The organism is Pseudomonas sp. AC070, from assembly GCF_979258635.1.
In genome coordinates this window covers 4260116-4282139 of sequence record NZ_OZ409871.1, presented here as the reverse complement: position 1 = coordinate 4282139, position 22024 = coordinate 4260116, and the positions used below count along the sequence as shown (strand labels likewise).

The 22024-nt window shown below is 62.8% G+C and carries 22 protein-coding genes; 12 read left to right on the top strand and 10 right to left on the bottom strand.

Features of this window, described 5'->3' with window-relative positions; all coding sequences use genetic code 11:
* The first annotated feature begins 7 nt into the window (after positions 1 to 7).
* Entirely contained in the window at positions 8 to 1480 is a 1473-nt protein-coding gene (locus tag ACZZ0Q_RS19130) for an aldehyde dehydrogenase family protein (RefSeq protein WP_463541162.1), read from the top strand.
* A gap of 22 nt (positions 1481 to 1502) precedes the next feature.
* Here the strand turns inward: ACZZ0Q_RS19130 and ACZZ0Q_RS19125 are convergent, their stop codons facing one another.
* Entirely contained in the window at positions 1503 to 2108 is a 606-nt protein-coding gene (locus tag ACZZ0Q_RS19125) for a GNAT family N-acetyltransferase (RefSeq protein ID WP_463541163.1), read from the bottom strand.
* 87 nt (positions 2109 to 2195) lie between these two features.
* Complete coding sequence (locus ACZZ0Q_RS19120; RefSeq protein ID WP_463541164.1) at positions 2196 to 3428, bottom strand: TIGR03862 family flavoprotein; 1233 nt, start codon at positions 3426 to 3428, stop codon at positions 2196 to 2198.
* A gap of 98 nt (positions 3429 to 3526) precedes the next feature.
* Here ACZZ0Q_RS19120 and ACZZ0Q_RS19115 point away from each other — a divergent pair, with 98 nt between their 5' ends.
* On the top strand, positions 3527 to 4963 hold the full coding sequence (locus ACZZ0Q_RS19115) for a basic amino acid/polyamine antiporter (protein ID WP_463541165.1): 1437 nt from the start codon (positions 3527 to 3529) through the stop codon (positions 4961 to 4963).
* 117 nt (positions 4964 to 5080) lie between these two features.
* Here ACZZ0Q_RS19115 and ACZZ0Q_RS19110 read toward each other — a convergent pair whose 3' ends face one another.
* From ACZZ0Q_RS19110 to ACZZ0Q_RS19100, 3 genes are all read right to left on the bottom strand, one after another.
* Complete coding sequence (locus tag ACZZ0Q_RS19110; protein ID WP_463541166.1) at positions 5081 to 6166, bottom strand: L-dopachrome tautomerase-related protein; 1086 nt, start codon at positions 6164 to 6166, stop codon at positions 5081 to 5083.
* A gap of 127 nt (positions 6167 to 6293) precedes the next feature.
* Complete coding sequence (gene trhA, locus ACZZ0Q_RS19105; RefSeq protein ID WP_463541167.1) at positions 6294 to 6911, bottom strand: PAQR family membrane homeostasis protein TrhA; 618 nt, start codon at positions 6909 to 6911, stop codon at positions 6294 to 6296.
* A gap of 26 nt (positions 6912 to 6937) precedes the next feature.
* Positions 6938 to 7852 (bottom strand): histone deacetylase family protein, encoded by a 915-nt coding sequence (locus tag ACZZ0Q_RS19100; RefSeq protein WP_463541168.1) that lies wholly within the window; start codon positions 7850 to 7852, stop codon positions 6938 to 6940.
* 81 nt (positions 7853 to 7933) lie between these two features.
* On the opposite strand from ACZZ0Q_RS19100, the gene ACZZ0Q_RS19095 reads away from it, so the two are divergent.
* The 9 genes from ACZZ0Q_RS19095 to ACZZ0Q_RS19055 all read left to right on the top strand — a co-directional run bounded on the left by ACZZ0Q_RS19095 (position 7934) and on the right by ACZZ0Q_RS19055 (position 16854).
* Positions 7934 to 8506, top strand: a complete 573-nt coding sequence (locus tag ACZZ0Q_RS19095) for a GNAT family N-acetyltransferase (RefSeq protein WP_463541169.1) — start codon at positions 7934 to 7936, stop codon at positions 8504 to 8506.
* Positions 8507 to 8618: 112 nt separating this feature from the next.
* Positions 8619 to 9488: an acyl-CoA thioesterase II gene (tesB, locus tag ACZZ0Q_RS19090; RefSeq protein ID WP_463541170.1), complete on the top strand. Its 870-nt coding sequence runs from the start codon at positions 8619 to 8621 to the stop codon at positions 9486 to 9488.
* Positions 9489 to 9907: 419 nt separating this feature from the next.
* Entirely contained in the window at positions 9908 to 10444 is a 537-nt protein-coding gene (locus ACZZ0Q_RS19085; RefSeq protein ID WP_463541171.1) for a Csu type fimbrial protein, read from the top strand.
* 160 nt (positions 10445 to 10604) lie between these two features.
* Positions 10605 to 11081: a Csu type fimbrial protein gene (locus ACZZ0Q_RS19080; protein ID WP_463541172.1), complete on the top strand. Its 477-nt coding sequence runs from the start codon at positions 10605 to 10607 to the stop codon at positions 11079 to 11081.
* Between the two features lie 5 nt (positions 11082 to 11086).
* The gene (locus tag ACZZ0Q_RS19075; protein WP_463541173.1) at positions 11087 to 11650 is read left to right on the top strand and encodes a Csu type fimbrial protein; all 564 of its coding nucleotides are present in this window, start codon (positions 11087 to 11089) and stop codon (positions 11648 to 11650) included.
* 39 nt (positions 11651 to 11689) lie between these two features.
* Positions 11690 to 12463, top strand: coding sequence for a fimbrial biogenesis chaperone (locus ACZZ0Q_RS19070; RefSeq protein ID WP_463541174.1), 774 nt, complete (start codon positions 11690 to 11692; stop codon positions 12461 to 12463).
* A gap of 12 nt (positions 12464 to 12475) precedes the next feature.
* Positions 12476 to 15106 carry a fimbria/pilus outer membrane usher protein gene (locus ACZZ0Q_RS19065; RefSeq protein WP_463541175.1) on the top strand — a complete coding sequence of 877 codons (2631 nt, stop codon included), beginning with the start codon at positions 12476 to 12478 and terminating at the stop codon, positions 15104 to 15106.
* A 22-nt stretch (positions 15107 to 15128) separates the two neighbouring features.
* Positions 15129 to 16142, top strand: coding sequence for a Csu type fimbrial protein (locus ACZZ0Q_RS19060; protein ID WP_463541176.1), 1014 nt, complete (start codon positions 15129 to 15131; stop codon positions 16140 to 16142).
* Positions 16143 to 16263: 121 nt separating this feature from the next.
* Positions 16264 to 16854 carry an HAD family hydrolase gene (locus ACZZ0Q_RS19055; protein ID WP_463541177.1) on the top strand — a complete coding sequence of 197 codons (591 nt, stop codon included), beginning with the start codon at positions 16264 to 16266 and terminating at the stop codon, positions 16852 to 16854.
* Positions 16855 to 17173: 319 nt separating this feature from the next.
* Here the strand turns inward: ACZZ0Q_RS19055 and ureC are convergent, their stop codons facing one another.
* The 5 genes from ureC to ACZZ0Q_RS19030 all read right to left on the bottom strand — a co-directional run bounded on the left by ureC (position 17174) and on the right by ACZZ0Q_RS19030 (position 20987).
* The gene (gene ureC, locus ACZZ0Q_RS19050; RefSeq protein WP_463541178.1) at positions 17174 to 18874 is read right to left on the bottom strand and encodes an urease subunit alpha; all 1701 of its coding nucleotides are present in this window, start codon (positions 18872 to 18874) and stop codon (positions 17174 to 17176) included.
* A 130-nt stretch (positions 18875 to 19004) separates the two neighbouring features.
* Complete coding sequence (locus tag ACZZ0Q_RS19045) at positions 19005 to 19310, bottom strand: urease subunit beta (protein ID WP_463541179.1); 306 nt, start codon at positions 19308 to 19310, stop codon at positions 19005 to 19007.
* A complete protein-coding gene (locus tag ACZZ0Q_RS19040) occupies positions 19307 to 19819 on the bottom strand; it encodes an N-acetyltransferase family protein (protein ID WP_463541180.1) in 513 nt (170 codons plus the stop codon). Before ACZZ0Q_RS19040 ends, ACZZ0Q_RS19045 begins: the two co-directional genes overlap by 4 nt.
* A gap of 10 nt (positions 19820 to 19829) precedes the next feature.
* A complete protein-coding gene (gene ureA / locus ACZZ0Q_RS19035) occupies positions 19830 to 20132 on the bottom strand; it encodes an urease subunit gamma (RefSeq protein WP_463541181.1) in 303 nt (100 codons plus the stop codon).
* A gap of 3 nt (positions 20133 to 20135) precedes the next feature.
* Entirely contained in the window at positions 20136 to 20987 is an 852-nt protein-coding gene (locus tag ACZZ0Q_RS19030; RefSeq protein ID WP_463541182.1) for an urease accessory protein UreD, read from the bottom strand.
* Positions 20988 to 21293: 306 nt separating this feature from the next.
* On the opposite strand from ACZZ0Q_RS19030, the gene ACZZ0Q_RS19025 reads away from it, so the two are divergent.
* Positions 21294 to 22004 carry a sulfite exporter TauE/SafE family protein gene (locus ACZZ0Q_RS19025; RefSeq protein WP_463541183.1) on the top strand — a complete coding sequence of 237 codons (711 nt, stop codon included), beginning with the start codon at positions 21294 to 21296 and terminating at the stop codon, positions 22002 to 22004.
* Positions 22005 to 22024: the final 20 nt, after the last annotated feature.

The window sequence follows — 22024 nt, the reverse complement described above, 5'->3', positions numbered from 1 at the left end:
GAGCGTCATGCGCGATCAGCTGTATATCAACGGGCAATGGGTGAGCCCCGATCTGGGCGGCCATTTCGAAACCCTGGACCCGGCCACCGAAACGGTCATTCAACGTGTACCGGCGGGCACCGAGGAAGACATCGACCACGCCGTGCGCGCTGCACGTCGCGCCTTCGACAATGGCTGGGGGCAAACCACTGGCGCCGAGCGCGCCCAATGGCTGGACGCGCTGGCCTGCGAACTGGAAAGCAGCCAGGACGACCTGGCGCAATTGGAAGTGCGCGACAACGGCAAACCGCTGCCCGAGGCGCAGTGGGACATCGGCGACGCCATTGGTTGCTTTCGCTACTACGCCGACATGGCGCGCGAGCTGGATGGCCAGCAGAACGAACCGTTGGCATTGCCCGATGAGCGCTTTCGCTGCCACATTCGTCGCGAACCGATTGGCGTGGCCGGGCAGATTATTCCGTGGAACTACCCGCTGCTGATGGCCTCGTGGAAAGTCGCCCCGGCATTGGCGGCGGGCGCCACGGTGGTGCTCAAACCCTCTGAACTGACGCCGCTTACTGCGCTGGAACTGGCCGCTGCGGCGGACCGCATCGGCTTGCCGGCGGGTGTGCTGAACATCGTCACCGGGCTGGGCGCGGAGGCGGGCAGTCCGCTCAGCCAGCACCCGCAAGTGGACAAACTGGCCTTCACCGGAAGCGTGCCGACCGGGGCGAAAATCATGTCGGCCGCCGCTGCCGACATCAAAAACATCAGCCTCGAACTGGGGGGCAAGTCAGCCTTTATCGTTTTCGACGACGCCGATGTCGAGGCAGCGGTGGAGTGGATTCTGTTCGGTATTTTCTGGAACCAAGGCCAGGTGTGCAGCGCCACGTCGCGCCTGCTGGTGCAGCAAGGCATCGCCAGCAAGTTGCTCGAACGTCTGGTGGAAGCAGCGCGCGCCATCACCATTGGCAACGGCATGGAGCCGGGCGTATTGCTCGGCCCGTTGGTAAGCCAAGGGCAGTTGGAAAAGGTGATCGGCTTTGTGGAACAAGCCAAGCTCAGCGGCGCGAAATTGCTCACCGGCGGAAAACGCCCAGCGCATTTGGAGCGCGGTTATTTCATTGAACCGACCATTTTTGATGAGCCGGCCGAGAACAGCATCATCTGGCGTGAAGAGGTGTTTGGGCCGTTGCTGTGCGTGAAGCGCTTTGCCACCGAAGCCGATGCCATTCGCATGGCCAACGCCAGCCGCTTTGGCCTGGCCGGCGCCGTGATGAGCGCCGACCCGCAACGCGCCACGCGCGTGGCTAATGGTCTGCGCGCCGGCATCGTGTGGGTGAATTGCTCGCAACCCACCTTCAACCAGGCGCCATGGGGCGGCATGAAACAAAGTGGCATTGGCCGCGAGTTGGGTCGCTGGGGCCTGGACAATTATCTGGAGGTGAAACAGGTCACCGAATACATCGGCACCGATCCGTGGGGGTGGTACCTGAAGTAAACCCGTACAGGCGGCGTTGCATTCACGGCGTCTGAACGCGCTCCATATAGTGATGGTCCGGCACCCCCGGCAAGGTGGACACGCGCCGGGCCATCACCTGAAACCCCCAGCGCTCATACAGCGCCTGCGCCAGCGGGTTCTGCGCGGACACATCCAACGCCGCCTTCGGCAAACCACGGGCGCTGCCCAGTTTCAGCAAGTGCTCGATCAGCTGACTGCCAATGCCCTGACCCGTCAGGCCCGCTTGCACGCCTAAATGGGCGAGGTAATTGCAGCCTTTCTTGGGCGGCTTGATCAGGTGTTCCACCTGCAAACCTCTGCGCATAACCCCGGCGCCTGCCCACAGCCCATAGAAGCCGAGAATCTGCTGCGTGGCCGCCAGCATATGGCGCAGATTGTCTTCGCTGCGGACCAAGGTGCCGGCAACGACCACGCGCCCCCGCCATTCACCCACCCAATGCTGCCGATGGCTGAACTGTCCGCGCTCACCGACAAACGCCCGGTGCAAAAACCCCAGCACCTGCTCCGCGCCAAACACGTAATCGAAGGCCGCGGGGCCGGAGCTGTAAATCAGTGGAACGGCGGCGGGGGCATCATCGGGGCGGGCTGGGCGAAAGGTGACGGACATGGCGGCCTCGTGCGGGCGATTACGGGTGGTGCAGCGTAAACCGGAAATCTAGCACGATGGTTCCAATAGTCGAGATGGCTGACGGTTTTAGCGCAGCCAATCGAGAACGCCGAATCCCGCCTGGCGTCCGCTGGCAAAGCAGGCAGTCAATAAGTAGCCACCGGTGGGCGCTTCCCAGTCGAGCATTTCGCCGGCGCAAAACACGCCGGGAAGGGTGGTGAGCATCAGGCGGGCGTCAAGCGCTTCGAACGGCACGCCGCCGGCGCTGCTGATGGCTTCGTCGAGGGGCCGGGTGCGCACCACGGTCAGCGGCAGCGCCTTGATGGCTGCAGCCAGCTTTGCCGGATCGGCGAAGGTCGCAGCGTCGGTTAATTCGCGCAACAGGCCGGCGCGCACGCCCTCCAGGCCGAGGGCACTGCGCAAATGGTTGCTGATGGATTTGCTGCCCCGAGGTTTTTTCAGCAGGGCCAATACCTGCTCGGGGCTTTTATGCGGCAGCAGGTCGAGGTACACGGTGGCGCTGCCGTGCTCGGTGAGGGTGTCGCGAATCGGCGCCGACAGGGCGTAGACCAAACTGCCTTCCACGCCGTGCGCGGTCACCACGAATTCGCCCAGGCGCGGCGCCTGGCCGGGCAGCGCGAGGGCGCAGGATTTGACCGGCGCGCCGGCAAATTTCTCGGCGAACACGGCGCTCCAGCCTGCCACTTCGAAGCCGCAGTTGCTCGGTTGCAGAGGCTGCAACGGCACGCCGCGCTCGGCCAGCAGCGCCTGCCAGGCGCCATCGGAACCCAGGCGCGCCCAACTGCCGCCGCCTAGCGCCAGCACCACAGCGCGGGCTTCGATGAGCTGCTCGCCGTCGACGCCCGCCAGGCGCAGACGCCCATCGGTACTCCAGCCTAACCAGCGCTGGCGCGTATGAATCGCCACGCCGTGTTCGCGCAGGCGTTTGAGCCAGGCGCGCAGCAGGGGCGCGGCTTTCATGTCGGTGGGGAATACGCGGCCCGAGGTGCCGACGAAGGTGTCGATGCCCAGCCCGTGAATCCAGGCGCGCAAGTGCTCGGCATCGAAACCGTGCAACAGCGAGCCAATCTCGCCGGCCCGTTTGCCGTAGCGGTCGATAAACGCCGGTTTGGCTTCAGCATGGGTGATATTCATGCCGCCAACGCCGGCCAGCAGAAATTTGCGGCCGACCGAGGGCATGGCGTCAAACAGTTCGACCTGGATGCCGGCCAGCGCAAGCACTTCGGCGGCCATCAGACCAGCAGGGCCGCCACCGATGACGACGACGGGCAGGGAGGCAGTGGCGTGGGATGCGGGCATGGCGACGGGCTACGGCTGGGAGGTGGGGCATTCTAACCGAGGCCGGCAAAAACGGCCGCTACACTCAGCTGCGGGCACGCAAGGCTAAGGATTGAGCGATGGCAAACGATGACAGCAGCGCAGCACCAGCCAAGCTTGGGCTGTTTCTACTCAGCGGTGTGGTGATCGGCTCCATGATTGGCGGCGGCGGTTTCAACCTGCCGCAAAACATGTCGGCCCACGCCAGCCTCGGCGCGATCGCCATCGCCTGGCTGCTGACGTTGGTCGGCATGTTCTTTCTCGCCAACTGCTTTCGCCTGCTCTCGACGCAACGCCCCGACCTCACTGCCGGCGTTTACGCGTACGCCCGCGAAGGCTTCGGCAACCTGGCCGGCTTTCAGGTGGCGTGGGGTTACTGGCTGAGCGCGGCGTTTGGCAACGTCGCGTTTGCGGTGCTGATCATGAAATCGCTGGGCTATTTGTTTCCAGCGTTTGGCGACGGCAAGAACTGGCTGTCCATCGGCGGCGCGTCGCTGCTGATCTGGGTGATGCACTTCACCGTGTTGTTCGGCGTGCGCCGCGCGGCGGTGCTGGGCTCGGTGGCCAGCGTGCTGAACGTCGGCAGCTTGTTGGCAACCATCGCGATCATGGCAGTGATGGTCAAAGCCGACATGTTTCGCCTCGATGTCTGGGGCATGGGCCAGCAATTGGGCAGCGTCACCAGTCAGGTGCAAAGCACCATGCTCGTCACCTTGTGGGTATTTATCGGTATCGAAGGCGCGGTGGTGATGTCTGCCCGCGCGCGCAAGCCGCAGCAAGTCGGACAAGCCACATACATCGGACTGGTCGTGTGCACGCTGTTGTACTTCCTCCTGTCGGCCCTGCCGTTCGGCTTTATGACCCAGCCGGAACTGGCTGCGCTGGATGAGCCTGCAGCGGCGTACATTCTTGAGCGGCTGGTGGGCCGTTGGGGCGCGGTGTTCGTGATCGTGTCCCTGCTGATTTCCCTGCTCAGTTGCTGGCTGGCCTGGACCATTCTGGTCGCCGAGTTGCCATTTGCGGGGGCGAAAGATGGCGTGTTTCCGCGTTTTCTCGCCCGCGAAAACCGCTTTCACTCACCCGCGCCGTCGCTGTGGTTATCCAGCGCGGTGATGCAGGTGATTGTGTTCGTGGTGCTGTTCGCCGAGAACGCCTGGATCTGGCTGATCAGCGTGACGGGGGTGATGATTCTGCCGGCCTACTTGGCGAGCACCGCCTACCTGTGGCGGTTTGCGTTGCAGCATGGGCACATGGCCGAGCGAGGCCGGGCGCTGCGCAGCGGGGTGTTGGGCAGCGTGTATGCGGTGTGGTTGTTGTATGCGGCGGGGCCGCAGTTTGTGCTGATGTCGAGTTTGTTGTTTGTGCTGGGCCTGCCGGTGTTCTGGTTTGCGCATCGGGAGAGTGGACGCAAGTCGGCGGTTTTTTCGCGGGCGGAGGCGGTGGGTGCCGGGGCGTTGGTGCTGGTGGCAGGGGTGGCGGTGTGGGCGTTTTCGACCGGGTTGGTGGAGTTGGGGTAGATCTTGAAAACTCGCGGCTGAAGCATGGCTGCGGGGCTCCGTGCGTAGGGTTAGCCAGCGCTAACCATACGCATCTATCGCCGCGGTTTCAGGCGCGAATGTCGCCAACGGCGGGTGTTATTTTCCCGGCCACACGCGCATCACCAGATAAGGCGCTTTGCCGCTGTCTTCTGCGCCACTGAAGGCGGGCGCTTTGTAGAGCTGGTTGACGGACATGTACAGCCAGCCGTTGTCGCTGGTGTGCACGCTGTCTGGCCAGTCGAGACGGGCGTCACGCACCAGCGGTTGCAACGTGCCGTCGGTGTTGAGCACGTCGATGCCGCCGTCGTTGACGTTGGTGAAGAAGTGCCGGCCGTTCGCATCTGTGGCGGCACCGTCGGAGATCGGCTTGGCGCCGACCGCTTTGATGGCCGCGCCGATCTGCTCGTCGCTGGCACCGTCGCGCAGCAACTTGCTCGGCACGGAGTACCAGGTTTTGCCATTCATGGCGCCGAAGAACAGGGTGCTGCGGTCGGCTGAAAGGGTCAGCGGATTGACTGCCACGCTGGCGGGTTTGCCCTGGAATTGAATGGCTTTGCCGCCGATGACCATCTTCGCGTCTGCCTCGGCTTGCAGGGCTGGATGGCCGCCGAAGCGTCGGGTTTTGCCAGTGGCGATTTCCACGGCGATAAGGCCCGGGTCGGCGATGTCGGCGAGGTATACCCAGCCCGCTACGTCGTCGACGGTCAGGTCTTGAATGAAGCTGCCTTTGGGGGCGATGGCCTGCGGCAATTGAATTCGGTACAGCTGCTTGCCGGTGGCGATATCGAAAGCCCACAGGCGGGTTTTGCCGAGGTTCAGGCCCATGTCGGTTATCCACAGACGGTTTTTACCATCGACGAAGATGCCCAGCGGGCTGTCGATTTTTTCGTCGCTGGCCGCAGCGGTGCCGCGCTGCACGTCGCTGTTGGGCCAGGCCTTGAAATGGGTGCGGTCGGTGATTTCGATCAGTTGCGCGGCGTTTGGCGCGTCGAGTGGATGGATTGTGGCGAAGACGCGGTTACCGGGCGCCGGTGTGACGTTGCCGGGGCGCATCGGCAGTTCGGCGACTACTTCCAGATCGCCGACTTTGGGCGCGGCGATGGCGCTGGTGAATACGCTGATACTGACGGCCAACAAGGCCGCCTTGGCGCTGGTGCGAAGTAAGTGGGGACGATGTTTCATGGCAGGGCTTCCTGTTCAACCAAGGGGCTGCACGGCGGCAGTGCGGGGCAGCTTGCCCCGTGCGGTCAGGTTGAAGAAGCGCGGCGGCGTTGAACCACTTTCAAGCCAGTAGCGAAAATTGCTGACCTCACAGCACGTAGAAAAATATCGCCACGAAATGCAGCAAGCTCCCGGCGATCACGAACAAGTGCCATATGCCGTGCCAGTGGCGGAAGCGGCTATCAAAGGCGAAGAAGATGATGCCCACCGTGTACAGCACGCCGCCCGCAGCCAGCCATTTGAAACCGGTGAGGCCCAGCGCAGCAATCAGCGGCTTGACGGCGATAAGCACAATCCAGCCCATGACGGCGTAGATGATCAACGACAACACGCGCGCCTCCGAGCGCGGTTTGATTTCCTGCACCATGCCGATCACCGCCAGGCCCCAGACGATGCCGAACAGCGTCCAGCCCCATGGCCCGCGCAAGGTGATCAGGCAGAACGGCGTGTAGCTGCCGGCAATCAGCAGGTAGATAGACAGGTGATCGAGCTTTTGCAGCAGCCGTTTCGCCGGGCCGCGCACGCTGTGGTAGAGGGTCGAAATGCTGTAAAGCAGCACCAGGGTGACGCCGTAAATGGCGACGCCGACGATTTTCCACACATCGCCCGTGAAGCCTGCCAATACCAACAGCCACACCGCGCCAATAGCGGCCAGTACAGCGCCGACCAGGTGGGTCCAGGCGTTGAATTTTTCTCCGTAGTACATGGTGTTAAAGGTGCCTCGAGGCGCGATCAGGTTTGGCTTTGCCAGACCCGTTGCGCGCTGTGGTGAAGAATTCCATGGCGCTGTGCAAGCGCCACACGGTCTTTGTCGTAGCCGCCGCCGATCACGCCCATCACCGGAATGTTCCGGCTCAGGCAGTGACGAATCACGCGCTCGTCACGCGCGGCTACGCCCTGGTCGGTGAGCTGCAAATAACCGAGGGCGTCGTCTTTGTGCACGTCGACCCCGGCGTCGTACAGCACCAGATCGGGCTGGTACAGCGGCAGCAGATAATTGAGCGTGTCGTCGATTACTTGCAGGTAATCGTCGTCGCCCATGCCCATGGGCAATGGAATGTCCCAATCGCTTTGAGCTTTTCGGGCGGGAAAGTTCTTTTCGCAGTGCAGCGACACCGTCACGGCTTCAGGCGTGTCGGCAAGAATGCGTGCGGTGCCGTCGCCTTGGTGCACGTCGCAGTCGAAAATCAGCACGCAGTTCACCCGCCCGGCTTCGAGCAGGTAGCGGCTGATAATGGCCAGGTCGTTGAAAATGCAAAAACCGGCGGCGTGGTCGTAATGGGCGTGGTGCGTGCCGCCAGCCAAATGACAGGCCAGGCCGTGTTGCAGGGCCAGTTCGGCGGTCAGTAGTGAGCCGCCGACCGCCCGCACGGTGCGCCGCGCAATCGCCTCGCTCCAGGGCAGGCCGAGGCGGCGTTGTTCGTCGTGGCTGAGGTTGCCGCTGAGAAAACGTTCGATGTAACTCGGCTCGTGGGCCAGGGCGAGAATGTCGGCAGGGCAGATGTCGGGGCGAAAAAGTTGCGCGTCTGTGGTCAAGCCGCTGTCTATCAAGTGGTCACGCAACAGACGAAATTTCTCCATCGGAAAACGATGGTTGGCCGGGAAGGGCGGGCTGTAGTCGTCGTGATAGACCAGGGGCACACGCATACGTTGAACCGATAAGAAGAGGTCGCCAGTATCCCCGCCCCACCGGGTGACCTCAAGCCGAGCACTGTGAAGGAACCTTGCATGAGCGCACCGATTGAACTGCACACCGAGCGTTTGCTGCTGCGAACCTGGCGTGACGACGACTTGCGGCCTTTCGCCGAAATGGTTGCCGACCCCGAGGTGATGCGGTTTTTCCCCGCCACGCAAAGCACCGCCGAAGCCGCCGCGTTAATGGCGCGGGTGAGGGCGCACTTTGCCGAACACGGCTTTGGCTTGTGGGCGCTGGAGCGCAAAGACAACGGGGCGTTTATCGGCTTTACCGGCTTGGGCCTGGTGGGTTTCGAGGCGCCGTTCTGTCGCACGGATGGGCCGACTATCGAGATCGGCTGGCGCCTGGCGCGAAACAGTTGGCGGCAGGGCTTTGCCAGTGAGGCAGCCGAGGCGGCGCTGGCCTGTGCGTTCGAGCGCTTGCAGGTGCCGGAAGTGGTGGCCTTTACCGTGCCGTCGAACGTCGCCTCGCGCGGGGTGATGGAGCGCATCGGCATGCGGCGTGATCCGGCGGACGACTTTCAGCACCCGAACCTGCCGGCGCAACACCCGTTGCGTGCGCATGTGCTGTATCGCATTGCTCGCCAAACCTGGTTGGCGCAATAGCCGCCGAGGTTGGACCAATGGCCACCGGGCTTTTTTGCTCCAGGAGCCGACATCCGCCGGCAAAGCCTTTACCATTCCCTCCGCCTGAATAATGCGTGATGAGGAATGACCGATGAGCCAATTACTCGATGATCTGGTGGCCCTGCTGAGCCTGGAGCAGATCGAGGAAAATATGTTCCGTGGCGTCAGCCAGGACCTTGGTTTTCGGCAACTCTATGGCGGCCAGGTGCTGGGCCAATGTGTGTCGGCCGCCAGCCAGACCGTGGACGCCGAGCGCCATGTGCATTCCTTGCACGGTTATTTTCTGCGCCCGGGCGACGCCAGTTTGCCGGTGGTGTATTTGGTGGACCGCGTGCGCGATGGCGGCAGTTTCAGCACCCGCCGCGTCACCGCGATTCAAAAAGGCGCGCCGATTTTCACCTGCAGCGCCTCGTTTCAAACCGATGAAGAAGGCTTCAGCCATCAGCTGCAAATGCCCGACGTACCCGGCCCGGAAGATCTCAAATCGGAAACCGAGCTGGCCGCCCTGGCCGCCGAGTTCATTCCGCCGCGCATGCTCGAACGCGCCACCAGCCCCAAGCCCATCGAAATTCGTCCGGTGACCATCGCCAATCCGTTCGAGCCAGTGGTGCGCGAGCCGATCAAGTACGTGTGGTTCCGCGCCGACGGCACCCTGCCGGACGAACGCCAGCTGCATAAATACCTGCTCGGGTACGCCTCGGACTTCAACTTGCTCACCACCTCGATGCTGCCTCACGGGGTGTCGGTGTTTCAGAAGTTCATGCAGGTGGCCAGCCTCGACCATTCGCTGTGGTTTCACGCCGACCTGCGCATGGATGACTGGCTGCTATACGCAATGGACAGTCCGTGGTCGGGCAATGGCCGTGGTTTTGCGCGCGGCAGTATCTTTAATCGGGCGGGCCAATTAGTGGCTTCTGTTGCGCAAGAAGGACTGACAAGAGTGCGCGAAGACTGGCGCTAATTCGCTCGGTTTAAAACCAAGTTGAAATAAAAGTTAGCGCCAATCGCTATATGGCGGCCTATAGGAATGCCGCCGCCTCGTCTACGGCGCTGTTGTAAAACAGTTGAGACAACAAGCGCTTATCTGACATATCAATTTGCCGTTAGCCCCTCTCTAAGCCTCGAAATACAACGCATGCCAGGTTTTGTTCGGGGTTTAATCGCGGTTTGTTTTGTAAGTGATTGGCTACAGCAACCGACTACTTTCACTTACAAAACTAACGACCTGTTCCAAAGAACAATTACTTACTGCTCCTACAGATTTTACCGACACGGTTTTGCTTGTTAGTTGACGCCATAAAGTTGTTTTGAATGCGGCCGAATTTCTACTACGTTGCAACTAAGCGTGAAAACGCGACTATTTCGTAGGAGTTCTTAGAGATGAAACGCCGCTTTCTGCTGTTCCCTGTCCTGTTGTTGGTGCCGTACTCGTTGACGGTGGATGCAGCAGGAACCGTGCAGGGTCAACTGGGCATCCAGATCATTATTGGCGCCGGCTGCACCGTGAATAACGGCACCAGTAACGCCACCACCAACAACTTCGGCAGCATCACGTTCGGCTCCTACCCGAGTTTGGCCAACAACATCGATGCCCAATCGGTCGGCGCCAGTGCCGGCAGTTCGTTTGGCATCGAATGCGCCAACGCCACCAACTACAGCGTGGCGCTGAACTCGGGGCTCAACAGCACCGGTACTCAGCGGCGCATGGCCAGCGGCGGTAATTACGTGCTCTACAACCTCTACCAGGACGCTGCGCGTTCCACGCCGTGGGGCAATGGCACCAACGGCGGCACCGCATTGGCCGGGATTGGCAATGGCGCCAATCAGGACATGGTCGTGTATGGCCGCGTGCCGAACCAGACCACACCCGCTACCGGTACCTACACCGACACCGTGCAAGTGACCATCACCTGGTGACGCAAAACGTTCGGGTGCAGTGGGTTGAATTCGCCGCCCTCCCGAGGGCTTCATTCAGACGCAACAGGGATGTTCGCCACTGCCACGCTTCCCGACGCCAGGAACCGCCATGCGTTGCCTACGTGATACGTCTTGCCGATGGCTAGTGCTGTTTAGCGTAATGCTGGGAAGCACTGACGCTCTGGCTGTCACCAAGTCCGCCACCATCGGCCTTACCGCCGAGGTGCTTCCAGCGTGCAGTGCCGGAAGCACGGCGCCTACCACGCTGGGCCAATTCGGTACGCTGAATTTCGGCACCTACTTTTCCCTGAACACCTTGGTATCGACCAGCAGCAGCGTGGGCAATGGCTCGCTGCGGGTGAACTGCTTGCTCAATACGCCGTACCGCGTGCTGCTCAGTGCGGGCGGCAGCGGCAACGTGGCGGCGAGACGCATGACGGGGCCGGCGTCAGCGCAAATCAGCTACAACCTCTACACCTCGGCGGCGTATTCCACGGTGTGGGACAACACCACCGGCGTCACCGGCACAGGCAACGGCGCCGACCAATACCTGCAAGTGTTCGGCCGCGTGCCCAAACAAGCGGCGCCCACCCCCGGCACCTACACCGATACCGTCACCGTTACTGTGAGTTGGTAATGAGGGTGGGCCGGTTCACTGTGCCAAGGCTTGCCCGTCTGCTAGGCGGGCTGCTGCTGATGGTCAGCGCCTTCAGCCGTGCGGATACCAACGTCAACGACATCCCCATTCAGAAGAACTTTTTGGTCAAGGCGGCCATCGTCAACGGCTGCATCCTGGGCAGCGGCGGCGCGGATGTGACCACCTTTGGCAGCATCAATTTTGGCCAGGTCAGCTTGTTGCCCGGCAACGTCGACGTCACCAGCACCACGGGCGCCGGCTCGATTCTGCTGCAGTGCACGCCGGGCACCAGCCTCACCATCGGCATCAGCGCCGGCCTCAATACCAGCAACATCGCCAGCGGCCGTTTCCTGAATAAAGGCGCCGAAACCCTGCGCTACCAGCTGTACCAAGACACCGGTACTACCCTTTGGGGCAACGGTAGCAATGGCGGCACGGTGAAAAGTCTTACCTTCCCCGCCGGCAGTGCAACCGTGGCGTACCCGGTATTCGCGCGGTTGTTCGCTGTCACGCCTATGCCATCTGCCGGGATCTACAGCGACACGGTGACGGTGACCATCACCTACTGAGCTGGGCGAGCGCGGACACCAACCTAAAAGGAGCTTCCAATGCCTGAATGGAGCCGTTACCGGATTCTGCCCGTTGCAGCGTTGCTGCTTGCGCTGGCCAGTGGGCTGGCTGAGGCCGCCAGTTCAGTGCTGATCTGGCCCATCAATCCGCAAATCGAGGGCTCGCAAAAGGCCGCTGCGTTGTGGCTGGAAAATCGCGGGCAGGCGCCCATCAGCTTGCAGATCCGGGTGTTGGCCTGGGGCCAGGCCGACTATGGCGACCAACTCAGCGCGCAGCGCACCGTGGTCGCCAGTCCGCCCGTGGCCACCATCGAGCCGGGCAAGCGGCAGATGATCCGCCTGATGAAGATGCAGGCCGTGCCGGCCGCCACCGAGCAAACCTTCCGCGTGCTGGTGGACGAACTGTTGCCGCCCGACGCCAAAACCGATGCTGCCCTCGGCGTGAAATTCCAGATGCGCTATTCCGTGCCGCTGTTCGTGTTCGGCGATGGCGTAAGCCTGGCCAGCGCTACCAGCAAACCGGAACCGGGCATTCAATTGCTCAAACCCGACCTGCGTTTCCAGGTGCAGAACGAGGGCGGCAAGCGCTTCCTGCTACTCAACAATCAGGGACCGGCCCACGCGCGATTGGCGAGCGTGTCGGTAAAACAGGGCGAAAAACGCACGGTAATCGCCGAAGGCTTGCTCGGTTACGTATTGCCCGGTGCGCGAATGCGCTGGGAGTTGCCAGCTGCCGTAGCGGGCGACTCGTTTGCGTTGGAGGCTCGAATAAACGAACTGGCTGATCTCCAGCCGATTTCGCCGCAACGATAGTCAGCAAAGCGGATGCTGAGCGTCAGGGAAGCGCCGACGCCGTCGCCTTTTAAGGGCGGCGCCGGTGGCGCGTATGTGCTGTTCACCTGCCTGGCGGTGTGGTTGCCCAGCGCGCAGGCGACCAGCTCCATGCCCTGGCCCTTGCGCGACGCCTTGGCCGCCGCGCCTGCCGTGCCGGTGGCCGCCGCGCCTCAGCAAACGACGGCGGGGCCGACAGTGGTGGTCGCGGCAAACGAGCCCATGCCCTTGCGTGACGCCGTGGCCGCCACGCCGCCTTCAGCAACCGCCGGGGCGCCGCAGTTGCCGGCACCTGCGCCGCAGCTGGACGGCTTGCCGGCCGCACGAATGCGCCCCAGCGCAGTGCCCGAGGCAACGCCCGACGTACCGGCGGCAGCGGACGCCGCAGCCGGCGAATACACCTTGTTTCTGGAATTGGTGGTGAATGAATTGCCCAGTGATCGCGTGGTGCAGGTGACCGTTCGCGGTGAGCGTTATTTCGTCGACAGCGAAGAGTTACGCGCCGTGGGCGTGCGCCTGGCAGAAGGAGCCAGCGGCGAGCAGGCACTGGATACCGTCAGCGGTTTGCAATTCAGTTATGACCAGGAATTACAGCGTTTAAAGCTTGTGCTGCCCAGCGACTGGCTGCCCGAGCAGCAGGTGGGCGAGCGCTCGGTGTACGCCTCGGTGCCGGCGCAAAGCTCGTTGGGTGTGCTGTTCAACTACGACGCCTATTACAACGACACCGAAGACGGCAGCCATTACCTCAGCGGCTTTTTGGAGCAGCGCGTATTTGGCAGCGCAGGTGTGGTGGGCAATACCGGCGTGTACCGCCACAGCTTCAACGAACTGGGCGCCGACCAGGACGGCTACATGCGCTACGACACCTACTGGCGCTACAACAATCAGGAAACCATGACGCGCTACATCGCCGGCGACCTGATCACCGGCGCGCTCACCTGGAACAGCGCCGTGCGTATCGGTGGCGTGCAGGTGTCACGCAACTTCGCCCTGCGCCCTGACCTGATCACCTACCCGCTGCCGCGCTTTACCGGCGAAGCCAGCGTGCCGACCTCCGTCGATCTGTTTATCAACAACGCCAAGGTCAGCAGCGACCAGCTCAACCCCGGCCCCTATACCGTCAGCAACGTGCCGTATATCAGCGGCGCCGGTAACGCCACCGTCGTCACCACCGACGCGCTCGGCCGGCAGGTGGCGACCGACGTGCCGTTCTACGTCACCAACTCCCTGTTGCAGGAAGACCTCTACGACTACTCGGTGTCGGCCGGCAAATTGCGCGACGACTATGGGCTAAAGAACTTCTCCTACGGCGCCTCGGTCGGCAGCGGCACGTTCCGCTACGGCGTGACCGATTTTTTCACCGCCGAAACCCACGCCGAAGTCGGCGAAGCACTGCGCCTGGGCGGCCTGGGCGCCACTATCGGCCTGGGCAATTTCGGCACGCTCAGCAGCTCGTTCGCCCAGAGTCAGTACGAAGGCAGCACAGGCCAGCAGGCCAACGTTGGTTACAGCTATTACTCCAACCGCTTCGGCTTCGGCGCCCAGCATGTCGAGCGCAGCAAAGGCTTTGTCGACGTGAGCATGCTCAGCGCACTGGAGATTGGGCGCGATGAGCTGACGCTGGCCAAATCCAGTGACCAGATCACCTTTTCCTTCAGCCCCGGCAACCTCGGCAATGTCGGCGTCGGCTACTTCGCCAGCGAAACCATGGACGGCCAGCGCACGCGGTTGGTCAACCTGTCGTGGTCGCGCAGCCTGTGGGGCAACAGCAGCATGTACGTGGCGATGAACCGCGACCTCGACGGCGAGGGATACTCGGCGGTGATGCAGCTGATCATTCCGTTCGACCTGCGCTCCACCTTCAGCGCCAGCGTCGAGCGCGACACCCAGGGCCAGTTGCGCGAGCGCGTCAACTTCGGCCGCACGCCGCCGCCCAGTGGCGGCGTGGGTTACAACCTCGGGTACGCCACCGGCGGCGGCACCTACGAACAGGCCGACGTCACCTGGCGCACGCCCTATGCGCAGCTGCAAGGCGGCGTGTACCGCGACGACGGGCGCCTGACGCAATGGGGCGACGTCACCGGCTCGTTTATCGCCATGGACGGCGAGGTGTTCCCCGGCAATCGAGTGGACGATGCCTTTGTGTTGATCAGCACCAATGGCGTCAGCGATGTGCCCGTGAGCTTCGAGCATCAGCTGATGGGCAATACCAACAAGAGCGGCCATCTGCTGGTGCCCTCGGTGCCGTCGTACTACGGCGGCCAATACGAAATCGACCCCCTCGGCCTGCCCGCCAACTTTCGCGTGCCGCAGGTGGAAAACAAAATCGCCGTGCACCAGGGCAGCGGCGCGCTGCTCACCTTCGACCTGCACCGCGTGGTCGCCGCCAGCATTGTGCTGATCGACAGCCGCGGCGAAGTCATTCCCCGTGGCAGCGAAGTGAAGGTGGAAGGCACCACGCTGCGGGCCTTCGTGGGCTGGGACGGGTTGGTTTATTTCGAAGGCCTGAGTGCGCAGAACGCGCTGCTTGTCACGCGCCCTGATGGTCAGGTGTGCAAAACCGCATTCGCCCTGGCCGACACGGATGAAGAAGTCACCTTGGTGGGTCCGTTGACCTGCCGGTGAGCCGCTCAATAGAGGAGGGCACATGCGCCCCATGTCGAACATTGGCAGCCCGCCGGGCCTGCTCCGTTACTTGCGCCGTTGGCTGCTGGGCGCGCTGCTGTTGAGTGTCAGTGGGCTGGCGAGCGCGGTGTGTACCACCGGCGCCACTAACGTCAGCCTCGGCACCATCAGCTCGCTGGCCTTGAAAACCACCACCGTCGGCAACTACGGCGCAGCGGGCATCAGTTGCACGGGCGGCCTGTCGTTATTGTCCGGCTCATATATTCGCCTGATGCTCGACACCGCCAGCCTTAACCTCACCAACGGCGGCTACAGCATTCCCTACACCGTGAGCACGACCCAGGGCGGCGCGCCGCTGCAAAACGGCGTCACCGGCACCGCCACCGGGCTTACCGTGTTGTCGCTGGGCGGTGGCAGCAACGGCATTGCCCTGTACTTCACTGTGCCGTTGGGGCCAAACGTACAAGCCGGCACCTACACCGGCACCGTGAGTTTTCGCTGGTACTACGCCATCTGCGACAGCGGTCTGCTCGGCGCCTGCGCCTGGGATCGTTCGCCTGGCTTGGTACAAGCCTGCGCGCCGGTGCTGGGCATTGTGTTTTGCACCGACCCAACCAACTGGGGCACGGGCGTGTTGACCAGTGCGACCTTGACGCTGGTGGTAACCAAATCGTGCCTCATCAATACCGCCACTCTGGACGTCGACTTCGGCAGCAAAGCCTTGGTCAACCAGTTCGCCAAAGTGACCCAGACCGTCAACGTTACCTGCACCAACAACGAAGGCTACAGCGTCAGCTTCGACAACGGCGCCAACTACCTCGCCCCTTGGCGGCGCATGGCCAGCGGCGCGAATCGGATGAACTACAACCTGTACCAGCCGGACACCACGGTGATCTGGAACGCCGCCCAGCCGATGGCGTTTCTGGGCACCGGCTTGGCGCAGAACTTCACCTTTGATGCGCTGATTGACGCGACGCAACAAAACGTGCCGGCAGGGAATTATCAAGACAGCATCATCATGACGTTGAATTACTGAGTGGCCGGTTAGAAAAAGCTCGAGGCTGAAGCCTCTCCTACAGGTTTGTGATCGCCTGTAGGAGAGGCTTTAGCCTCGATGCTCCGTATACTTCAGCGCTATTTCGCACTGGAGTGAACTGATGAGCCTGGCTGCTATTCGCCATTGGGTGTTCGATATGGACGGCACGCTGACCATTGCCGTGCATGACTTTGCTGCCATCCGCCGGCATCTGGACATTCCCCCAGAAGACGACATTCTTCACCACCTTGCCGCACTGCCGGCCGATGTGGCGGCGGCCAAACATGCGTGGCTGCTGGAGCACGAGCGCGAGCTGGCGCTAAATTCACAACCGGCGCCGGGGGCGGTCGAGCTGGTGCGCGAGCTGCACGGGCGCGGGCATCAGCTCGGCATTCTGACCCGCAACGCACACTCGCTGGCGCTGCTGACGCTTGAGGCGATTGGCTTGGCTGACTGCTTCGCGAATGACGATGTGCTCGGGCGCGATGAAGCGCCGCCCAAACCGCATCCCGGTGGGTTGTTGCACTTGGCCGAGCAGTGGCAGGTGTCGCCGGGTGAGATGGTGATGGTCGGCGATTACCGCTTCGACCTCGACAGCGGGCGGGCAGCTGGGACCCAGACGGTGCTGGTGAATGTGCCGGAGAATCTGTGGCCGGAATTGGCGGATTGGTATTCGCAGGATTGTTGGGGGTTGTTGGGGTTGAGTCGGTGATTTTGGATTTTCGTTTAGTTCGAAATTCTGGATCCCCGCGTGCGCGAGGATGACGGAGGTTTTTGCATAGTCATCCGTCATTCCCGCGAAGGCGGCGGTCCGACGATTCGGAAACCAGAGTCTTGAATGGGTTGGGTTGTCCGACCCGCGTACGGTCCGAAATTCTGGATCCCCGCGTTCGCGAGGATGACGGATGACCTGACAAAAACTTCCGTCATCCTCGCGCACGCGGGGATCCAGGCTCGTGAAGGGGACACCGTAACGGCCACAAACCCCACCTTCACCGGGGACCACAAAACCATCCCCCCGAAACCATCCCCTAAAACAAAAAGTACCGCTGCGCCATCGGCAGCACATCCGCCGGCTCGCACCACAACAACTGCCCATCCGCCTTCACCTGATACGTCTGCGGATCCACGTCAATCTGTGGCGTGTAGTCGTTATGAATCAGGTCGCTCTTCTGCACGCTGCGACAGCCTTTCACCACGCCAATCAGTTTCTTCAGTCCCAACTGCTCCGGCACGTCAAGGTCCATGGCCGCCTGACTGATGAAGGTCAGGCTGGTGGCATGCAGCATGCTGCCGTAGCTGCCAAACATGGGGCGGTAGTGCACCGGTTGGGGCGTGGGGATCGAGGCGTTGGCGTCGCCCATCAGGCTGGCGGCAATAGCGCCGCCTTTGAGAATAAGCGTGGGTTTCACGCCGAAAAACGCCGGGCGCCAGAGCACCAGGTCGGCGAATTTGCCCACTTCGATCGAGCCCACTTCATGGCTGATGCCGTGGGTGATGGCCGGGTTGATGGTGTATTTGGCGATGTAGCGTTTAACCCGGAAGTTGTCGTTGCCCGCGCCGTCCTGGGGCAGGGCGCCGCGCTGTTTTTTCATTTTGTCAGCGGTCTGCCAGCAGCGCGTGATCACCTCGCCGACACGGCCCATAGCCTGGCTGTCGGAGCTGATCATGGAGAAGGCGCCCAGGTCGTGAAGAATGTCTTCGGCGGCGATGGTTTCGCGGCGGATGCGGCTTTCGGCGAAGGCCACGTCCTCGGCAATGCTCGGGTCCAAGTGGTGGCAGACCATGAGCATGTCGAGGTGTTCGTCGATGGTGTTGCGGGTGAACGGGCGGGTCGGGTTGGTCGAGCTGGGCAACACGTTGGGCAGGCTGCACGCTTTAATGATGTCCGGCGCATGACCGCCACCGGCACCTTCGGTGTGGTAGGTGTGAATGGTGCGGCCTTTGAACGCGCCGAGGGTGGTTTCGACAAAGCCCGACTCGTTCAGGGTGTCGGTGTGAATCGCCACCTGCACGTCGTATTGGTCGGCCACGCTCAGGCAGTTGTCGATGGCGGCGGGCGTGGTGCCCCAGTCTTCGTGCAGCTTCAGGCCGATGGCGCCGGCTTTCACTTGTTCAATCAACGGCTCCGGCAGGCTGACGTTGCCCTTGCCGGTAAAGCCGATGTTCATCGGGAACGCATCCGCAGCCTGAAGCATGCGCGCCATGTGCCATGGGCCGGGCGTGACGGTGGTGGCGTAGGTGCCGGTGGCCGGGCCGGTGCCGCCGCCAATCATGGTGGTGGTGCCGCTCATCAAGGCTTCTTCGATCTGCTGCGGGCAGATGAAATGAATGTGCGTGTCGATGCCGCCAGCGGTGAGGATCATGCCTTCGCCGGCGATCACTTCGGTGGCACCGCCGATGGCGATGGTGACCTCAGGTTGAATGTCCGGGTTGCCGGCTTTACCGATGGCGGCGATGCGCCCGCCCTTGAGGCCGACGTCGGCTTTGACGATGCCCCAGTGGTCGATGATCAGCGCGTTGGTGATCACGGTGTCCACCACGTCGGCGGCGCACAGTTGGCTTTGGCCCATGCCATCGCGAATCACCTTGCCGCCGCCGAACTTCACTTCGTCGCCGTAGCTGGTGAAGTCTTTCTCCACCTCGATCCACAACTCGGTGTCCGCCAGGCGCACTTTGTCGCCGACGGTGGGGCCGAACATGTCGGCGTAGGCTTGTCTGCTGATTTTCATAGTCGGTTTCCAGAAGTGCTTCTGTGTGTGCCCTTGCCCTCAGCCCCAGCCCCTCTCCCATAAATGGGCGAGGGGAGCCAAGCCAACGCCCCCTCTCCCGCTTGCGGGAGAGGGCCGGGGTGAGGGGCTTTTAAAGCTCGCCCATCACCCGCCCGGCAAAGCCGAACACGCGGCGCAAGCCGGCTAGTTCCACCAGTTCCACATCCCGCGACTGCCCCGGCTCAAAGCGCACGGCGGTGCCAGCGGGAATGTTCAGGCGCATGCCGCGCGCGGCGGCGCGGTCGAAGGTGAGGGCGTCGTTAGTTTCGAAAAAATGGAAATGCGAGCCCACCTGAATCGGCCGGTCGCCGCTGTTGGCGACGTTCACCGTGGCGGTGCGGCGGCCGACGTTGAGTTCGATTTCGCCGTCTTGAATCTGGTATTGCCCAGGAATCATGGCGCGCTCCTTTCGGGGGTGACGATCAGTTGCATAAAGGTCAGGTCGAGCCAGCGGCCGAATTTGCGACCCACTTGTGGCATCTGTCCGGTGATGCTGAAACCGAGGCGCTCGTGCAGACGAATCGAGGCGGCGTTGCCGCTTTCAATCGCCGCCACCAGCACGTGTTTGCCGCAGCCTTTGGCGCGCCCGATCAGCGCTTGCATGAGCAACGGGCCAAGGCCTTTGCCGCGTTGGTCGGCGCGCACGTACACCGAGTGCTCGACGGTGTTGCAGAAGCCGTCGAAGGGGCGCCAGTCGCCAAACGAGGCGTAGCCGACCACCTCGCTGCTGTCGTCGAGCACCACCAGAATCGGGTAACCCTGCTGCGCACGGGCGGCGAACCAGGCTTCGCGGTTGGCGAGATCGACCGTGCTGTCCATCCAGATGGCCGTGGTGTTGAGCACGGCGTCGTTGAAGATGTCGCGGATGGCGGGCAGGTCGGCGGCAAGGGCGTCACGAATAATCATCTGGTTGTTCTCACGCGATGGGCTGGTGAACAGTGACCAGCTTTGTACCATCGGGAAAGGTGGCTTCAACCTGAATTTCCGCGATCATCTCGGGGATGCCTTCCATCACCTGCTCGCGGCTGAGCAACGTGGTGCCCAAATGCATCAGCTCGGCCACGGTGCGACCGTCGCGCGCGCCTTCGAGCAGGGCGGCGGAAATATACGCCATGGCTTCCGGGTAGTTGAGCTTCACGCCCCGCGCTAGGCGCCGTTCGGCCACCAGGCCGGCGGTGAATATCAGCAGCTTGTCTTTTTCGCGTGGGCTCAGGTCCATCGGTCAGGTACTCCAGATTCGCGGCGCGACGGCAGCGCGACCCAGCAGGGCCGGGCGCAGCACACGCCAAAGATCGATCAGCCAGGCTCGCGCGTGCAGCGCCTCGACAGCGAGGCAGCGTGCAACCAGCAGGCCGGGCAATTGGCTAAGGTCGCCGCGCACGCGGGCATGGGGCCCGGCGCAGAGTTCGCGGCACTGTTCCAGTAAGTCAGCGTCCAGCTCGCCGGTGATGAGCAGCGTGGCAAATACAGGGTGGCCGTCGAGGCCGATGGGCGAGTCGAGCAGGCCATCGCCGCCGATTACCCGTTGGCGTTCATGCCAGAGCAATGTGCCGTCGCGGCGAATATCCAGGTGGGCTTGAAAGTGGCCCTTGTCGAAGCGCTCGCCAGCGGCCGGGCGGCCTAACGCGACCATGTCCCAATAGAGCAAACGCGCATCGCCGTGTAGCTCGATGCACGTGGTGAGCTCGGCCTGGGCGGCGGAGTAGACGATGGTTTCCTGCGGCAGCCATTCCAGCGTGGCGCCGGCGGCGACGCTGATGTTCAGCTGCTGATACGCCGGTCCCGCCGCGCGGTACCACTTGGCCGCGCCGGGGCTGGTGAGCTGCGCCCAGGCCTGCTCCTGCACCTGCACGCTGATGTTCAAACGGTCGCCACCGGCAATGCCGCCCGGTGGGTGCACGATGATGTGCTGACACACCTCAGGCCCCTCGGCATACAAATGCTTCTGCACCCGCAGCGGGCCTTGATGCCGGCGCATGACCGGGCGCGTGCTCTCGCCCTGGCGGGCATAGGCCAGCTCCAACTCGGCGTACCAGTTGGGCGTGAACAGGGCTGGGGTGAGCGGTGCGTTCATCAAAGGCTTAATTGAATTCGGACTGTGACGGGTTAGAGCAATAGCCGTGCCTCTTGCGCTGAAGCGGTGCGCTCGGCAGGGCAACGCTGCCAAAGACGGCGGTTTTGTTGGCCTGTTGATCAGCTTTTATCGACGGCATGGTAGCGGCTGCGGCCGATTTGGTGCGCCATTTTGGTGCGCGCTCGGTGCGTGGAGCGAAAACGGTGCAATACGCGCCAGGTGGCTCGGCGACTTGGCGGATCTGGCCCTCGCAGCAAGGTGAGCCGCCTCCTTACACTTGCGCCTCCACCACCAGGGGTGCCTGACATGCTGTTGATACTCGCGTTCGTCGCCGGGCTGTTGCGCGGCTACAGCGGCTTCGGTTTTGCCATGGTGCTGGCGCTGGGCTTGCTCACCGTGTGCCCGCCAGCATTGGCAATTCCTGTGGTGCTGCTGCTCGACCTGCTGTGCAGCGCAAGCCTGTGGTCGGGCGCGGTCCGGCAGTTTCACCGGGGCGTGGGCATTCGCCTGGTGCTCGGCATGGTGCTGGCGGTGCCGGTGGGGGCATTGGCGTTGGCGCGCGTGCCCGAACAGTGGATGGCGCCGGTTGTCGCGCTGCTCTGCCTGGTGGGCGGGGTGCTGGTGCTGTGGCGCAAGCCGGCGGCGGTCAGTGAGGTGAAGACTGGCTGGGCGGTGTCGGCGGGGTTTGTGTCCGGGCTGGTCACGGCCATGGCGTCGGCAGGCGGGCCGCCGGTGGTGGTGTACTTGCTGCGCAGCGGGCTTTCAGCGGCGAGTGTGCGGGCCACCGCCATTGTGTTTTTCGCCGTGAGCGATGTGCTGGCGCTGGGAAGTTTGTGCTGGCTGAACGTGCTCGGCCATGAACACCTGAGCCTGGCCGCCAGCCTGCTGGTGCCGGCGCTGCTGGGGAATGTGGCGGGGCAGGTGTTGTTTCGGCGCAAGCCGATGGCATTGCATGGGCTGATCGGTGGCGTGCTGGTGCTGATGTCAGCGGCGACCCTGGCCAAAAGCCTGTTCTAGAAGCGGCTCAAGCCGCTCCC

Excerpts from the sequence above, each read along its gene's own strand:
- ACZZ0Q_RS19030 (WP_463541182.1), bottom strand. The coding sequence starts at position 20,987 with ATGAACGCACCGCTCACCCCAGCCCTGTTCACGCCCAACTGGTACGCC.
- ACZZ0Q_RS19120 (WP_463541164.1), bottom strand. The coding sequence starts at position 3,428 with ATGCCCGCATCCCACGCCACTGCCTCCCTGCCCGTCGTCGTCATCGGT.
- ACZZ0Q_RS19100 (WP_463541168.1), bottom strand. The coding sequence starts at position 7,852 with ATGCGTGTGCCCCTGGTCTATCACGACGACTACAGCCCGCCCTTCCCG.
- ACZZ0Q_RS19070 (WP_463541174.1), top strand. The coding sequence starts at position 11,690 with ATGCCTGAATGGAGCCGTTACCGGATTCTGCCCGTTGCAGCGTTGCTG.
- trhA (WP_463541167.1), bottom strand. The coding sequence starts at position 6,911 with ATGTACTACGGAGAAAAATTCAACGCCTGGACCCACCTGGTCGGCGCT.
- ACZZ0Q_RS19125 (WP_463541163.1), bottom strand. The coding sequence starts at position 2,108 with ATGTCCGTCACCTTTCGCCCAGCCCGCCCCGATGATGCCCCCGCCGCC.
- ACZZ0Q_RS19115 (WP_463541165.1), top strand. The coding sequence starts at position 3,527 with ATGGCAAACGATGACAGCAGCGCAGCACCAGCCAAGCTTGGGCTGTTT.
- ureC (WP_463541178.1), bottom strand. The coding sequence starts at position 18,874 with ATGAAAATCAGCAGACAAGCCTACGCCGACATGTTCGGCCCCACCGTC.
- ureA (WP_463541181.1), bottom strand. The coding sequence starts at position 20,132 with ATGGACCTGAGCCCACGCGAAAAAGACAAGCTGCTGATATTCACCGCC.
- ACZZ0Q_RS19065 (WP_463541175.1), top strand. The coding sequence starts at position 12,476 with ATGCTGAGCGTCAGGGAAGCGCCGACGCCGTCGCCTTTTAAGGGCGGC.
- ACZZ0Q_RS19040 (WP_463541180.1), bottom strand. The coding sequence starts at position 19,819 with ATGATTATTCGTGACGCCCTTGCCGCCGACCTGCCCGCCATCCGCGAC.
- ACZZ0Q_RS19095 (WP_463541169.1), top strand. The coding sequence starts at position 7,934 with ATGAGCGCACCGATTGAACTGCACACCGAGCGTTTGCTGCTGCGAACC.
- ACZZ0Q_RS19055 (WP_463541177.1), top strand. The coding sequence starts at position 16,264 with ATGAGCCTGGCTGCTATTCGCCATTGGGTGTTCGATATGGACGGCACG.
- tesB (WP_463541170.1), top strand. The coding sequence starts at position 8,619 with ATGAGCCAATTACTCGATGATCTGGTGGCCCTGCTGAGCCTGGAGCAG.
- ACZZ0Q_RS19045 (WP_463541179.1), bottom strand. The coding sequence starts at position 19,310 with ATGATTCCTGGGCAATACCAGATTCAAGACGGCGAAATCGAACTCAAC.
- ACZZ0Q_RS19080 (WP_463541172.1), top strand. The coding sequence starts at position 10,605 with ATGCTGGGAAGCACTGACGCTCTGGCTGTCACCAAGTCCGCCACCATC.
- ACZZ0Q_RS19025 (WP_463541183.1), top strand. The coding sequence starts at position 21,294 with ATGCTGTTGATACTCGCGTTCGTCGCCGGGCTGTTGCGCGGCTACAGC.
- ACZZ0Q_RS19085 (WP_463541171.1), top strand. The coding sequence starts at position 9,908 with ATGAAACGCCGCTTTCTGCTGTTCCCTGTCCTGTTGTTGGTGCCGTAC.
- ACZZ0Q_RS19060 (WP_463541176.1), top strand. The coding sequence starts at position 15,129 with ATGCGCCCCATGTCGAACATTGGCAGCCCGCCGGGCCTGCTCCGTTAC.
- ACZZ0Q_RS19110 (WP_463541166.1), bottom strand. The coding sequence starts at position 6,166 with ATGAAACATCGTCCCCACTTACTTCGCACCAGCGCCAAGGCGGCCTTG.
- ACZZ0Q_RS19130 (WP_463541162.1), top strand. The coding sequence starts at position 8 with ATGCGCGATCAGCTGTATATCAACGGGCAATGGGTGAGCCCCGATCTG.